Origin of the sequence: Paenibacillus sp. SZ31 (assembly GCF_012912005.1) — a bacterium.
GTDB lineage: Bacteria > Bacillota > Bacilli > Paenibacillales > Paenibacillaceae > Paenibacillus.
In genome coordinates this window covers 304,655-319,427 of sequence record NZ_JABBEA010000005.1, presented here as the reverse complement: position 1 = coordinate 319,427, position 14,773 = coordinate 304,655, and the positions used below count along the sequence as shown (strand labels likewise).

General features: G+C 45.7%; 14 protein-coding genes and 1 other annotated feature. Of the genes, 8 read left to right on the top strand and 6 right to left on the bottom strand.

Annotated features, from left to right (window positions below):
* Window positions 1-107: 107 nt before the first annotated feature.
* Together HF638_RS13430 and HF638_RS13425 are read left to right on the top strand one after the other, a co-directional pair.
* Window positions 108-1,907 carry a M3 family oligoendopeptidase gene (locus tag HF638_RS13430; protein ID WP_169480649.1) on the top strand — a complete coding sequence of 600 codons (1,800 nt, stop codon included), beginning with the start codon at window positions 108-110 and terminating at the stop codon, window positions 1,905-1,907.
* 277 nt (window positions 1,908-2,184) lie between these two features.
* Window positions 2,185-2,595 (top strand): O-methyltransferase, encoded by a 411-nt coding sequence (locus HF638_RS13425; protein ID WP_169480648.1) that lies wholly within the window; start codon window positions 2,185-2,187, stop codon window positions 2,593-2,595.
* Between the two features lie 84 nt (window positions 2,596-2,679).
* Here HF638_RS13425 and HF638_RS13420 read toward each other — a convergent pair whose 3' ends face one another.
* Both HF638_RS13420 and HF638_RS13415 read right to left on the bottom strand, forming a co-directional pair.
* Window positions 2,680-2,913, bottom strand: coding sequence for an alpha/beta-type small acid-soluble spore protein (locus HF638_RS13420; protein ID WP_047841310.1), 234 nt, complete (start codon window positions 2,911-2,913; stop codon window positions 2,680-2,682).
* Between the two features lie 204 nt (window positions 2,914-3,117).
* Window positions 3,118-4,092: an aldose 1-epimerase gene (locus tag HF638_RS13415; protein WP_169480647.1), complete on the bottom strand. Its 975-nt coding sequence runs from the start codon at window positions 4,090-4,092 to the stop codon at window positions 3,118-3,120.
* Between the two features lie 245 nt (window positions 4,093-4,337).
* Window positions 4,338-4,604: a binding site (T-box leader), on the top strand.
* 74 nt (window positions 4,605-4,678) lie between these two features.
* On the opposite strand from HF638_RS13415, the gene trpS reads away from it, so the two are divergent.
* Window positions 4,679-5,671 carry a tryptophan--tRNA ligase gene (gene trpS, locus HF638_RS13410; RefSeq protein ID WP_169480646.1) on the top strand — a complete coding sequence of 331 codons (993 nt, stop codon included), beginning with the start codon at window positions 4,679-4,681 and terminating at the stop codon, window positions 5,669-5,671.
* 115 nt (window positions 5,672-5,786) lie between these two features.
* Here trpS and HF638_RS13405 read toward each other — a convergent pair whose 3' ends face one another.
* Window positions 5,787-5,987 carry a hypothetical protein gene (locus tag HF638_RS13405; protein ID WP_169480645.1) on the bottom strand — a complete coding sequence of 67 codons (201 nt, stop codon included), beginning with the start codon at window positions 5,985-5,987 and terminating at the stop codon, window positions 5,787-5,789.
* A 120-nt stretch (window positions 5,988-6,107) separates the two neighbouring features.
* On the opposite strand from HF638_RS13405, the gene HF638_RS13400 reads away from it, so the two are divergent.
* Window positions 6,108-6,326 carry an alpha/beta-type small acid-soluble spore protein gene (locus tag HF638_RS13400; protein WP_017692386.1) on the top strand — a complete coding sequence of 73 codons (219 nt, stop codon included), beginning with the start codon at window positions 6,108-6,110 and terminating at the stop codon, window positions 6,324-6,326.
* Window positions 6,327-6,443: 117 nt separating this feature from the next.
* Here the strand turns inward: HF638_RS13400 and HF638_RS13395 are convergent, their stop codons facing one another.
* Window positions 6,444-7,424: a metal-dependent hydrolase gene (locus HF638_RS13395; protein ID WP_169480644.1), complete on the bottom strand. Its 981-nt coding sequence runs from the start codon at window positions 7,422-7,424 to the stop codon at window positions 6,444-6,446.
* Window positions 7,425-7,782: 358 nt separating this feature from the next.
* On the opposite strand from HF638_RS13395, the gene HF638_RS13390 reads away from it, so the two are divergent.
* Complete coding sequence (locus HF638_RS13390; RefSeq protein ID WP_169480643.1) at window positions 7,783-8,394, top strand: SCO family protein; 612 nt, start codon at window positions 7,783-7,785, stop codon at window positions 8,392-8,394.
* Between the two features lie 76 nt (window positions 8,395-8,470).
* Here HF638_RS13390 and HF638_RS13385 read toward each other — a convergent pair whose 3' ends face one another.
* The gene (locus HF638_RS13385; RefSeq protein ID WP_062837991.1) at window positions 8,471-8,818 is read right to left on the bottom strand and encodes a toprim domain-containing protein; all 348 of its coding nucleotides are present in this window, start codon (window positions 8,816-8,818) and stop codon (window positions 8,471-8,473) included.
* Window positions 8,819-9,383: 565 nt separating this feature from the next.
* The gene (locus HF638_RS13380; protein WP_169480642.1) at window positions 9,384-10,559 is read right to left on the bottom strand and encodes an MFS transporter; all 1,176 of its coding nucleotides are present in this window, start codon (window positions 10,557-10,559) and stop codon (window positions 9,384-9,386) included.
* Window positions 10,560-10,749: 190 nt separating this feature from the next.
* Here HF638_RS13380 and HF638_RS13375 point away from each other — a divergent pair, with 190 nt between their 5' ends.
* From HF638_RS13375 to HF638_RS13365, 3 genes are all read left to right on the top strand, one after another.
* A complete protein-coding gene (locus HF638_RS13375; RefSeq protein ID WP_211175629.1) occupies window positions 10,750-11,232 on the top strand; it encodes an ATPase in 483 nt (160 codons plus the stop codon).
* Between the two features lie 69 nt (window positions 11,233-11,301).
* The gene (locus HF638_RS13370; RefSeq protein WP_062838059.1) at window positions 11,302-12,396 is read left to right on the top strand and encodes a transglutaminase domain-containing protein; all 1,095 of its coding nucleotides are present in this window, start codon (window positions 11,302-11,304) and stop codon (window positions 12,394-12,396) included.
* Window positions 12,397-12,501: 105 nt separating this feature from the next.
* The gene (locus HF638_RS13365; RefSeq protein ID WP_169480641.1) at window positions 12,502-14,538 is read left to right on the top strand and encodes a peptidoglycan D,D-transpeptidase FtsI family protein; all 2,037 of its coding nucleotides are present in this window, start codon (window positions 12,502-12,504) and stop codon (window positions 14,536-14,538) included.
* Window positions 14,539-14,773: the final 235 nt, after the last annotated feature.

Here is a 14,773-nt window from a genome sequence, read left to right as displayed (position 1 = left end):
CTGAGAGTTGCTATAAGTATTTCTCTAGTATAGAGATATGGCTCACAGAAAACCAGTTTTTAATTCAATTATAACCATCCAATCTATAGAGAGAGGTGCCTTATTAAATGAAAACGCCATTACACCCCGTATGGGATCTGGAGTCCATTTTTAGTGGAGGTTCTTCCTCCGAAACATTCGCTGCGTATCTGATTGAACTGGAAGAGGATGTACGCAAACTGCAACATCTGTTGAACGAAACATCCGCTCCGGCTTCATTAGAAGAGACGGCTGCATTTGATCCCATTTTGGAACTGCTGCAAAGCTGCTATGTCCGTATATCGGAAGGTTCTGCTTTTGTATCCTGCCTCTCATCACAAAACCAGAAGGACAAGAAGGCAACGCAGCTTCAGGGAGCCATCAGTTCCCTTGCTGCGATGCTGAATGGCAGTAAGTCGAAGTTCGATAATACACTTAGTCAGACATCGGATTCGGTGTGGGACGCGTGGATTGCTCGGGAAGATATCCAGCCGCTGGCATTTGTATTGAACGAGAGTCGTACGCTGGCTCGTGAGAAGCTGTCGCCGGAACTGGAAGGCCTTGCTCTGGATCTGGGTGTGGATGGTTACCATGGTTGGGGCAAATTCTATAATACGATTGTCAGCAAGGTAAACATTCCATTTGAGCAAGATGGGGAAACGGTGATGCTGTCCGCAGGACAGGCTGCCAACAAGCTGAGCGATAGTGATCGGAATGTACGCGAGACGGTATTCGCAAACTGGGAGCAAGCTTGGACGGATGTCGAAGATTTCTGTGCAGATACACTGAACCACCTCGCAGGATTCCGTCTGAAGTTATATGAGAAACGTGGCTGGGATGATATCCTCAAAGAACCTCTGGCCATCAACCGGATGTCTCGTCAAACACTGGATACGATGTGGGATGTGATTAACGGGGCGAAGCCTGCGCTTGTTCAATATCTGGAGCGCAAGGCAGAACTGCTGGGGGTAGACAAGCTGAGCTGGAGCGACGTAGAAGCACCTGTAGGCCAATCGAGTGGCAAAATCACTTACGATGAGGCAGCAATCAATATTGTTGAACAGTTTGCCAAGTTCAGTCCTAAACTTTCCTCGTTTGCAGAGATGGCTTTTGAGAAACGCTGGATCGAAGCAGAAGACCGTCCTGGCAAGCGTCCAGGAGGATTCTGTACGTCTTTGCCACTTAGCAAAGCAACTCGAATTTTCATGACCTTCTCCGGGACGCCGTCCAATGTGTCGACTCTTGCGCATGAACTTGGTCATGGGTATCATCAACACATTATGGAAGAGCTGCCCGCATTGAATCAGCGTTATGCGATGAATGTGGCCGAGACTGCTTCCACGTTTGCTGAACTGATTGTAGCAGATGCCCTGGTACAGGCAGCAACAGATGAACAAGAGAAGCTGGCGTTGCTGGAAGACAAGATACAGCGTAGTGTGGCGTTCTTTATGAATATCCATGCCCGGTTCCTGTTTGAGAATCGTTTCTATGAACAACGTAAAAAAGGCTTGGTTAACGCGGATGAGCTATCCAAATTAATGGTGGAGGCACAGGAGGAAGCGTTCTGTGGCGTGCTTGCATCAGATCATCCTCACTTCTGGGCATCCAAACTGCATTTCTACCTGACAGGTGTGCCATTCTATAACTTCCCATACACGTTTGGGTACATGTTCAGTGCGGGAATCTATGCGAGAGCACAGCAAGAAGGAACAGCATTTGCCGATAAATATGATGATTTGTTGCGGGATACAGGGCGTATGACAGTCGAAGAACTTGCTCAGAAACATCTGGGTACGGACCTGACACAACCGGATTTCTGGCAAAATGCTGCCGACTTGGTCATTGCCGATATTGAGCAGTTTCTACAGATGACAGCAATCGAAAAATAGGTTGGATATATATATGAAATGGCTGCAATCCGGTGTTTAACAGACACTGGATTGCAGCTTTTTTTTGTTCAGAATCCTCATATTCGATTCTCGAAGATTTTGTCGTAATTAAGTGAAAAAGCTCAGTTTAAGGGAGTGGAATGGCAATTAATTGTGCAAATAATAGTTAGAAATACCCAACTTTGCCGTTGTTTGTTGAATGAGCACATATGATGTCATATAATGAGTCGTAAGTCCTTACCGTATAGGACTATAAGCATATAAGGAGAGTGTTAATATGAAAATTGATGAGCTTTCATTAGCGAGACAGTTGGATCTGGTATTCAAAGAACTTGATAATGAGTTGTCAGGGTTAGATTCAGGAGTGGTTTTTGTGCAAATACGAAACAACGTAATTGGGAAATTTGGTATTCGACATAATCCGATAGCTGGACGAGATGGGCAGATGGATGTGGAGGAAGGGGGGCTAAACGCAACCCAGAGAACTTCTTTCCGGGCAATGGCACTGGAGACGTTGAAATTCAAACGCAATTGGACGCATGGCGAGATATCGTACGACTTCACAGTAAGACAAGGTATGATTTTGGTGGATGCAACAATGGAGTCTAATTACAATATGGCGAGCCTGATGATTCGTTACCCTAGAACCAATACATACAAGGATTCAGGTATGGAGTCGACCTCCTAATTAGTTGCACAAGAGAAAGCGGCACTTCCGAAGAAGGCCGCTTTTACTTTGGATTCTGCTCAGGCTCAAGCAAAAATTACGAGCTTACGAACGACCCGATAATTGCTGCTCAGCGATTTGCACCAGACGTTTAGTGATGTATCCACCCAGAGAACCTGTCTCACGGGAAGTATAGTTACCGTAGTAACCATCTTGTGGAATAGTTACACCCAGCTCTTGTGCAGCTTCAATTTTCAATTGTTGCAATGCTGCAGTTGCTTGGGGAACGACCAGGTTGTTGGAGCGGCTACCGCTACCTTGGTTTTGACTTCCGTACATATGTGTCACCTCCTTATGGGTTGGTGATGTTAGTATGGTTAGAGAATACGGAAATATACATGATATGGCGTAAGGGAAAATATGGATGATCAATAGTAGACATGTCACATCAAAAAGCCGACCCAATGCGGGTCGGCAAGTTGTATAAGGTTATCAAAATATAGGGTGATATGCGAAAAGCAACATAGAGGATGATAAGCTCACTTAGTCTGTAGGAGGTATAACCTCGATACGTGTAAATAGCTCAACAGGCTGTTCCGGTTCCAGGCGAATTAACCCCGTCTGCTCATCCGATAAAGCCAAATTAGGTGCATCCGGGAGCCAAGTGTACGGTTCGATGCACAAGAACTGATCAGATTCACCTTTGGTAAAGAGAACCCAATGTTTGAAAAATGCTTCATCTGCTGAATATTTCAATGTATATCCATCTTGTCTGCGTAAGTAAGCCGTGGCTGGTTCACCTTCGGTAGCTTTCAACAAAGTATCCCAGTTGCGTCCCTGCATGTTGATGCCTTCGTTCAGAGCAGACCATTCACCTAGAGATTCTATTTCACCAGTAGGAAGTTGTTCTTCATTCTGTCCGTATAGTCCGGAAACAGGCACTTGTAATGTCCAGTCGGCAGGTTTGCCGTCTAGCAAAAACCATGTATGATATCCCATCCCAAAAGGAGCAGGTGTTGAGCTCAGATTGGTGACTCGCAGACGCTGGCTAAATACAGCGTTTTGCAGACTGAACGTCATCTCAAGCTTCAAGGGAATCGGGAATTGAGCCATCCAGTGCTCTTCATTTTCAGTCAGTAATTCGGTTGTAATTGCACAGCCGTCTTCATCTTCCTCAATGTCACTGACACACCAGGATTGGGTACGGTGGAGACCGTGAATATGGTTGTCATTCGCCGTGTTCTGATCGAACTGGTAACTTACCCCTTCATATTCAAATTGTCCACGATGAATGCGCCCTGGTGGAATCAGGAGAGGAACGCCAAAATGGTAGGGCTTCTGCAGATAAAAGGCAAGATCGTCTTCATCCGGACGGCGGACGACATCTCTGTCCTGCACTAAATCGCGAATAGAAATAATATTATTTCCAAGACGCGGCAGCAGGGTGATTTCCAATTCACGGCTATGTAGGATATACGTGTCGTAACCATTCCATTGGCCTTTGGTCACTTGTTTCATATCGATGCTCCTTTTCCCACTTGAAATCTGTCTGCAAGCAGTCGTGATGACGCTACTGCTGCAGGCGTGTCATTGTGTACATGCCAGCTATTTCCTGCCCGACTTCGTGTGAAGTTAACAATAGGATAAGCAATTCCATCATAACAGATTTTAGTGTGTCGGGTAAAAAAGTTCATCTCATTTTGACATTCGTGCCTGTGCGCATTAAGATGGAACTCTGAAAGCATTTATTAGAACTAAATGACAAGAAATCGATGACAGGGACAAGTAGGCCAAGAGAATCCTCTTCAGAAAGCCGGTGGTTGATGCAAACCGGTGTGAGCTCTTTACCAAATGGACCCTTGAGTGTGGATTTGAACAGGCGAAGCCGAAAGACGGGCTTGCCCCACTAGAGTCTGCCGTATAATCCACGTTACGGAACAATGAAGGCATTTCTTCAGCTTGACTGATCAGGGTCAGGGGCAATGGAAGAAAAGCGAATAAGGGTGGCACCACGGTCTCACGTCCCTTGCGGATGTGGGGCCTTTTTGCGTTCGCAGAGAATGGTGGGAGATTTTTATTTACAATCAGGGAGGCGTTATGTGCAATGAAAACAGTACTTTCAGGTATTCAACCGAGCGGCAAGCTCACATTGGGCAACTATATTGGTGCAATCAAAAACTTTGTAAAACTTCAGCATGACTATCAGTGTCATTTCATGGTAGTTGATCTTCACGCCATCACCGTGGCTCAGGAGCCAGCAGCATTACGTGAACAGTCAGAAGCTGTAGCTGCGCTGTTTATTGCAGCAGGTATTGACCCATCGAAATCTAACGTATTTCTGCAGTCCCATGTACCGCAGCACGCGGAATTGGGCTGGTTGATGACGACGCTGACCTCCATGGGTGAGCTTGAACGCATGACACAGTTTAAGGATAAATCATCTGGTAAAGATTCTGTTGGTGCCGGACTGTTCGTGTATCCGTCATTAATGGCAGCTGATATTTTGTTATACAATGCTGATCTTGTACCCGTGGGCGAGGATCAGAAGCAGCATCTGGAACTGACACGTGATCTGGCAGGGCGCTTTAACCACCGTTACGGGGAGTACTTTACCATTCCAGATCCGTATATCCCACAGGTGGGTGCACGGGTAATGTCACTTGACGATGCTTCTTCGAAAATGAGCAAAAGTAACCCTAATGCTGGCAGCTATATTGCTCTACTGGATCCGCCAGATGTTATCCGCAAAAAAATCAGCCGTGCTACAACAGATTCGGGACGTGAAGTCGTATACGATCCAGCGAACAAACCTGAAGTTAGCAACCTGATGAGCATCTACGCTGAATGTGCGGGTATGACGCTTAAGGAAGTAGCTGAGCGTTATGAAGGCAAGATGTACGGTCCGTTCAAAAAGGAACTGGCTGAAGTGGTTGTGTCTGTTATTGAACCATTACAACAACGCTATAATGAGATTCGTGAGTCTGGCGAATTAGCCGATGTTCTCGATACGTCAGCGCGCCGTGCAGAAGAAGTTGCTGCTCAAACGCTGGATGCAGTGAAAGAACGTATGGGGTTTGTTCCTAAACGCAAACTGTAGTGCTAAACAAGATTTTCATATGTAATGGCATGAATAGTTAACATGAATAAAGAGGAGCCCTATTGAAGGCTCCTCTTTATTTGTGCGTTCAATATTAAGTTATAAAATGACCTGCTCAAGAAGTAGGCTCTGAAGCAGCCGAACGAACTTCCTGACGTTCTTTTTTGGCACGAATCACAAATCCCCAGACAATGTTGGCCATGGACAGGACAAATAGTAGTGCGGCTAACCAACCGGAGTAGGAGATCGTAATTGCTGTAACCGCTAACAAGATAATCGAAGAGAATGCGAACCACAAGGATAAGCCTTTGCTCATTGGGAAAAACCTCCATCTACAAATTTAGTGAAATTCCGTATAACCTGAAGCGTACGAGCCATAATAATCTTGCAAGCTTGCAATTACATTACAGACACAGATTGAAGGGAGATTATAAATATGGCTCAAGGATCTCGTTCTAACAACTTGGTGGTACCTCAGGCAAATTCAGCACTGCAACAATTGAAAATCGAGGCTGCACAGGAACTGGGTGTAACTATCCCGCAAGACGGTTACTATGGTAACTACACTTCCCGTGAAACAGGATCTTTGGGTGGATATATCACCAAACGTCTGGTACAAATCGCTGAGCAGTCTCTGGCTGGGTCTGGCAAATAATTTATCTTAACCAAACAGCAACAAAACAGGATAAACAGAAAGCCCGGGGCGGAAACGCTCCGGGCTTTCTCGCGTATCAGTTCCTATGTCTGATTGTGCCTTGCCATGCTCGCTTCGTCAAGGGCGTGCGGATAAAAGTTTTTTATCCATCTTCTCATCGCTTAACCAGCCTACATACGTATCAATCGTTTCAAAATTTCGATCCATTACGACTACAGCGACAAATGGATATTGTTTACGGTGTCGATAACGCACATCAGCCCAGCGTACCTTGTAACCTGCAGGCAATTCTTCAACCTCGGCCACCGCATAGGAAGTGAAATAAAGGAAGGCACTAACTTCCGGCGATTTGCGTGAAGCAGCAACCGCCGCATGAGTAGATGACGAAGCGTGCAGACTCCATATCAGATTAGAACCATCCATTTTACCAATCTCATAACTGCCGTCCTCCACTCTTTTAACCACATGCCAGCGGTTCCAGGATATCGTCGGAATGACGATGTACCTTGCTTGCTCTGGGCTGTTGTCGAGACGACGAACCTTTCTGACCGCTTGTGCACGAGCAATCGTCCGCCATATATAATATAAACCGGTCAAGCTGTACAACGTAACGAAGAGTGGTGCAGGGGCGATCAGGTCAAAGGCCCATAACAGGATAGCCACGACATGCGTGGAGAATAGAAACGGATCAAAAATATGAATGATGTTCCAGGCGATCCAGCGTTCCGTAAAAGGCCGGGCGGCTTGGGTTCCATAGGTGTTGAACAGATCAGTGAATACGTGAACGCCTACGGCTACAGCGGTCCAAGTGGCAACGTGTCCAATAGGGACACCAGGGAATATCAGTGCAATGACGCCGGTGATGAGCAGAACCCATAACAGGAGAAATGGCAGAGAGTGTGACAAGCCCCGATGATTCCGAATGTAAAGCGAATTGCTTTTGAGACGTAACGCAGTATCGATGTCAGGGGCCTGGGAACCAGCGATCGTGCCAACCATTACCGCAGCTGCAAGCATAGGGCTTGCTGCGACGACAGGATCGACATAAGCGAGACCGGCTAAACCAATCCCCATGACAAAATGTGTAGAGGTATCCATAAACGTCTCCTTTGTGTGGTGTATCGTTGTAAGGCATATTGCTTCTCTATCTAGGTGATACCCATATATAGTGTATAATATCCGCCTGTCAGGATGCAAAAATCCCCAAATTTCAAATTGGTGACAATAAATGTATTATAACCAATAAATGTACGCAGTTTGTCAAACTATTTCGGTACAACACTAAAATAATTTATGGGCATTGTTTCTTTAAACCGTTACAATAATATAGAATCTCATAAATAGTAGGTTTTTTTGAATACATATGTCACAGTAGATGGATAAAGCGAAACGAACGTGATTTTGAATCACATATGTATGCGTATTCATAAGAGAAGATACAGAAGGGACGAGGAAGATGCTGAAAAAGTACAAATGGACATGGATGCTGCTCGGGCTCGCACTGATTATGGCTGTGTATCTGATGTGGGGTACCGTATTTGCCAGCAAAGAAAAATTACCCGAGATTCGTGAAATCCAATCCTTTTCCATGGAAAATGTAGATGGCAGTACAGTATCACTGGAGGATACTCAAGGGAAAGTCCGTTTGTTCTACTTTTATTTCACCAGTTGTCCGGATGTCTGCCCTATTACGACGTTTACGTTATCCCAGGTGCAGGATCTGTTGAAAGAGGACGATACCTTCGGTAAAGATGTCTCGTTTGTATCCATTTCATTCGACCCGAAAGTCGATACAAGAGAGAAGATCAAGACATTCGCGGACCGCTTCCATGCGGATTATTCCGGATGGTACTTCTTGCGAGGGGATATGGACAAAACCAAACAATTCGCCAGGGATTCATTCCAAATCCTGATCGAAGGGGAGACTAAGGATGATTTTGCCCATATGAACATGATTGGTCTGGTGGATGAGAATAACCAGCTGCGCAAGGTATATAATGCGTTTAATACAGAGGACGTTGTTCCTGCTGTAATCGCTGAGGATATTCGAAATCTGATCAAGGAATAATCAACGGATACTTACATTGTAAAGGCTGCCTTCAGGTTGGATATCAACCGAAAGGCAGCCTTTTTGGTATTTCATTTTAAAAGGAAGGATGTTCAGGATACTGGATGTATGTCTCTAACCCGGCTTTCTCCAGCTGGGCAATGATATACTCATCAGGTGTTCCTTCCACTCCCGCATATCCTCGTCGTGTATACATCTGTACTGCATCTGGGAAAGCATCCCGAAGCACACCTCTAATTTTTTTGCCGGAACTGTCATTATCCATAAATAAAAAGACTTCATCATATCCGACTTGTTTGCGCAGAGTCTCGAGCTTGAGTGAATTAAGTGTTCCAAACGTGCATAAGATGTTGATTTCGGGTCCAACCAAACGTTTCAGTTTGCTTCGATCATTCTTACCTTCCACAATGACATGAATAGGCATGATATTCACCTCTTGTTCGAGAGCTTATGTCGACATTCCCCGGGAAATGTTGCAGCGAAAATCGACTGATTATATAAAATGGACTCCTTTCTTTACACGATTGCAACTGGATAGAACAACCCGTCAAGTTTGAAATCTTATTTCATAAGTGCATCATTATGGAAGTGATAGCTGGCAGTGGCCGTTCCGGTTACGGATCGTTCTTCCGATCGCTGTTGTCTCCAACTATTTTTGATTTACTTTTATAAAGTTAATATTTGGAGACAGCTTATGCTTTCGAAGCAGCTTTCTTACAGAAAGCTTTTAGGCGAACGCTATCGCTTCTTCAAAATCGATTCCGTCCCCTTCACTACTTTTGGCTAATTGTTCAACCTTAATGATGATCTTCAATAAGATAAAACCTTCGGTGATTGTGAAAGATAGATTTCCCAGTTAGTTTTACTAACGTGTAAAACGTTAGTCCATTTTATATAGTTTAGCTGTAAATGGGGGAATGATGCAAAGCTAATGAAAATACTGGCCTAATTGCTGTCATAACAGTAGGGAAGAAGAGCTTGATACTGGCCTAATTCAATATACTTTTGGGATCAGACAGGGATGCTTCGCGTCTGGATGTATAGTATGGAAGCAACAGCATACCAATCATTAACAGAACAAAGGCAATGAAATAGGGTGATAACCCGACACGCAGTTGTCCAGCTGTGATGGGGCCGATAAAAGAACCAATGGAGGTGGCGATGGATTGCAGTGAGAAAATGCGACCCAGCTTGCTTCCTCCGCTCAGACGTATAAATAGGGTAGCCATAGCTGGAAAGATAATGCCTTTAGACATCCCGAGTACAAACAATACGGTGGACAACGGAATCTGCGGAATGGCTGCCATCACAAAAAAACATAAGGACATCAGTAGCACACCCGCAACCAGACGCAGTTTGGGAGAGTACCGGTTGAGAAATAACATGCTGAGTGTGAAGAGTGCCCCAATACTGATAATAGAGAACAGTAGTCCCGTAGACATCATGGAGGAATGTCCTCCTCCTCGCAGGGGTAATTCGAAGAAGAGAATCCCTTGAGCACAGGCAATCACCAGAGGCAAGGCAAAGTATCGCCAGGACACTGGCAGAAATGCACTTGTGACATTTGCTGGTGAAACATCAGGTTTAGCAGGTTCAGTTACCCTCTCATGTTGCTTGACGATACCACGGGGCATGGTCATGAAAGCAATGACACCTGTGAGAATAAGCAGATAACCCAAGCCTGAGAATGTAGAGGAGAAGCCCATGGAACCCACAATAATTGCGCCAGCTGCCGGAGATACAACAGAGGCGAGGGTATGCACTACCCCGTGACCCGACATATATTTTCCCTGTTTCACCGGATCGCTGGATAACTGTGCAAGCAAGGCGAGACATGCGGGAGACAGGAAGGCCAGTACAAAACCACTGATGGAACGCAGGGCGAGCAGTTGCCATGGCGTATGGACATGGGCTTGCAAGAGCAGGATGAATCCTGCACCAAGCAGGCTGAATACAATGTAGCGGCGACTCCCGTGTTTATCAATTTGTGTTCCGGCAATCAGGTTGCCAGGAAGATGCGTTAAGGAATAGATGCCCATCATCCAGCCGATGAATGTAGGGGCAGCTCCAAGCGAGATGGCAAAAGGGGTCAGAATGGGATACTGGGCGTGCAAATCAAATACCGCAAGGAACAAAAACAGGTATAGCCAGATGGCCGTTTTCACATAAGCCCCTCCTTGTTAAGCGATGCATGTTCAAACTACAGATCCAGAACGTGTTCCCCGTTCGCTAGCAGAACCTCATGGTACTACTTGTACGCCCGGCGGGACGAACTTAGACCGTTTATTTTTACGGGAGAGGGCTTAGCTGACAGCAGCTTCGGAAATCATGTATAATATTCGGGAAGTGTAACGAATGAATTCTAATACGGAAGGTGTAGTCATGAACATAGAAGTAATCAAAGAGTTTTTGATGCAGAACTGGCTGGTGATCGTGGTTGCGTTGATCATTTTGTTCTTTGTTCTGAATGTGGTCAAAACCGTATTGAAATGGGCGATTGCCATCATCATTATTGCGGCTCTACTGATATACAGCGGCATCTCCATTGATCAGATCAAACAGACAGTGACAGACGTACAATCCAGTACGATGGACACATTGAAGAAAGAAGCGACCAGCATGATGCTGAAGGAAGCTTCCAAAGCGACATACGTTAAAGGACAGGATGGAGCATTCACCATCACAAGTCCCAACGTAGAAATTAAAGGCCGAACTCAATCGGATAAAGTCGATGTGACCTTCCGCGGAATTTCTCTTGGTGAATGGAAACTCGACAATGAAACGATACGTACGTTTGTCGAACAGGCACAGGAGAACAAAACAGCACCAGCATCGTAGTAAAGGGGGAATCAGTTCGTGCTGCAGAATTGGCTGGACAGCCTGAAGGAGTTTAATGGCATCACGATTATGCTGCTGCTGATTGTAGCTGCTTCATTGTTGCAGGGTTGGTCCAGAGGGGCTTCGCGTTCAGCAGGCAGACTCTTCGGGTTCCTGATGGATGGCATTATGGCGGTGATTGGTATTCTGTTGTCGATCGGTTTAACGATGTGGCTTGCGCCATATGTGCAGCAATGGCTGTCTGCGTATGCTTCAGCCATGCCTAACCGTGAGTTAAATAGGTGGGAACAGATGTATTATACGTTGGTTACGGCGATTGCAGATTTTCCGCTGATGCGGTTCGCTGTATTATTTGTACTTAGCTACGGACTCATTCGACTGATTCTTGGATTGCTGTCTTCATTTATGTTTAGCAGCAGGCAGGGTCTAGGCGAGGAAAGTGCTCCTAAAGGTATGTTTAGCAGGTTGACAGGTGCATTGATTGGCACAATCATAGGCTCCGTCCGTGGAATGATTGTCATTGCGGTGCTGTTCATGATTGTCAGTCTTTACCCAGGAAGCATGTTCAGCAGGTATGTGGAGGCATCTCCCATCTATATGCAAGGGGCTAAATCGGTCATCGAACCGTTGTCCGGTACGTTCATCAAGGACAAGCTTCCCGTATTTACACAGGCTGTGCAGAAGGAACTGGGCGGTATCTTGCAACGCAAATATGAAGTCATTGACCATAATATTCCGACGGACATTGAATCTGCAGCGAGCGAGATTGTGAAAGGCCAATCGACAGATGAAGCCAAAGCAAGAGCACTATACGACTGGGTAGGTTCACGGATTCAGTATGACTATGGTAAAGTGGATGACTATGAGCAAAAGGGCATATGGCATGAACAGAATCCGCAGAATACTTTTGATACACGCAAAGGCGTATGTATTGATTATGCCCGTCTCTATGCTGTTATGGCCCGTTCACAAGGGCTCGAAGTCAAAGTCGTTACAGGACTTGGGTATAACGGCCAGGGCGGATATGGTCCGCATGCTTGGAATGAAGTGTATTTGAGTGATTCCGAGAGCTGGGTTCCGCTTGATCCGACATGGGCCATCAGTGGAGATTGGTTTAATCCTCCGAATTTTGCTGACACCCACTTAAAGGATCAATCAGCTTAACATTACAACGGACATAGGTCCGTAATATGACGACGTTGCCAGGTTATCATGCCGGAAAGAACCAGTTTGAGCGGTATGCATCAAGTCATGAAAGAGGTAGGATGAATGAAAAAGCATTCCAATGAGAAGGACGAACTTACGGACAAACGGCGCTTTAGCTACCGAATGAACGTATTTTTCTTCGCTTCCTTTGTTATTTTTAGCGTTATTATTGTACGATTGGCGTTTTTGCAATTCGTGGAAGGGCCTGAACTCAGTCAGGAAGAAGCGAGTAACATTACCAAGGATGTACCGCTCCCTCCCGTGAGGGGAACGATCTATGACTCCACAGGTGAAGTAAAGTTGGCTTATTCCAAGCCCATTCAGTCTCTCTACCTGACACTTTATAAAAACTATGGGGATGTGGGTGGTCAGCCGAGTCCGAATATTGGGGAAGTGCAAGACATTGCAACCCGGTTGCATGATGTATTTGAACAGTACAAGCTGAAGGATTCAGAGCCACTTACGGTGGAACAAATTCTCGAAGAGATGGACCTGAATTCACGCAAGGCGAACGGTTTTATGCCGCGTCTGATCAAGAGTGATCTGTCCGAGGAAGAGGTAGCTTATTTCCTACAGCATAAGGACGAGTTCAAAGGCATTCAGATCGTCGAGGAGAGTGTACGATTCTACGATCCGGATACGGTAGCGGTTCAGACAATCGGTTATCTGAAGAAGTTCAGAAGTTCGAAGGCCCTGGACAAATACAAAGAGGTAGACGAGGCTAATAAAACGCAAACGGATCCGGGCCTGGTGTATACGGAAAATGAATTTGTAGGCTTTGATGGACTGGAGTTGCAATATCAGGATGCTCTCCGTGGCAAAAGCGGATATACATCCGTTGATGTTGATTTGCGTAACTTGCCTGAAGGTGTGGCTGGTTCTACCCCGCCGGAGAAAGGTTACGACTTGATTTCCAGTATTAACAAGAACGTTCAGGTGAAAACAGAACAGGCCATCCTTGATCAGTTGAGTTGGCTTCATCGGAATCCGGTTTCCGGTAAATTACATCCGAATGCAAAGACCGGATTTGCAGTTGCGATGGAAGTGGATACGGGGAAAATCGTATCTGCTGCCAGTATGCCGGATTATGATACCAACATCTGGAGAACAGGCAGTATCACAAATGATCAGTATGATGATATCAAATATGTGTATCAAAATGGTACGATTCGTTCATTCCCTCCGGATGATTCTAAAAAGCGAGCCGAATCGATCGTACTACTCGGCTCCACCATCAAACCGCTTAGTGTCTTGATCGGTTTGAAAGAAGGGTTCTTCACAACAAATACCGTTTATTCGGATAGAGGTTCAACAACCTTTGGTGGGGACAACCGCAGAGTTCAGAACTCATCGGGGCATGTGTACGGTGCGATGCGTCCGCATGATGCGATTCGTCATTCCTCGAACGTATTCATGATTGATGAGATTGGGAAGAAGTTGTACTCAAAATACGGTGCGACCGGAATTGACAAATGGGATGAATACATGAAGCAGTTCGGCCTTGGAGTATCCACAGGGGTGGATCTGCCGAATGAATTCCTGGGCATACGGGATTACATGAATACCACGGAAAGCTCGCTGACGCGTCTCGTGTATGGCTCCTTTGGACAACAGGGGAAATATACAACCATGCAGTTAGCACAATACACGACGATGCTTGCGAATAAAGGTAAACGTATGGAGCCGCAACTGGTTAGCGAGTTCCGGGATTCGGAAGGCAACGTGGTTGAGAAAGTAAAACCGAAGGTACTCAGCACGGTGGAGTTTAACGATTCCTACTGGAACGAAGTACAACGAGGCATGGCAACCGAGGTATCCGCATTTAGCGGATTCCCTTACGATTTTGCCAGAAAAACAGGAACATCGACACAGGTAGTAGGTGGCAAACTCGTGGATAACGGAGTGTTTATCGCCTATGCACCACGTAATAATCCGAAGCTTGCTGTTGCTGTAGTTATTCCCGAAGGGGGCTTTGGTTCGAGCAGTGCGGCTCCGGTTGCACGTGCGATCTTTGATGCCTATGACGAGGAATTTGGTCTCGACGGTGTACCGAAAAAAGACAAAAACAAAGAATCAGAATCGGAATCAGGCACACAGTGATGTGAGCATTGGTTACAGAGGGGACCCTTCGCGGGTCCTCTTTTTTGTTTTCACGCAGAGCTTGGATCGAGGGAGTGAACTAATTAATTGCATTAATGTGTAACCAAATGAACTGTATCACGTTTATATAAGAGAAGGGTAAACGCTTTCGACAAAACGGAATAACGTTGATATGTCAGTTTTTACATTTAAATCGGTAGATGGGTTAGTGTAACGGTTATGTTTACGAAAATGT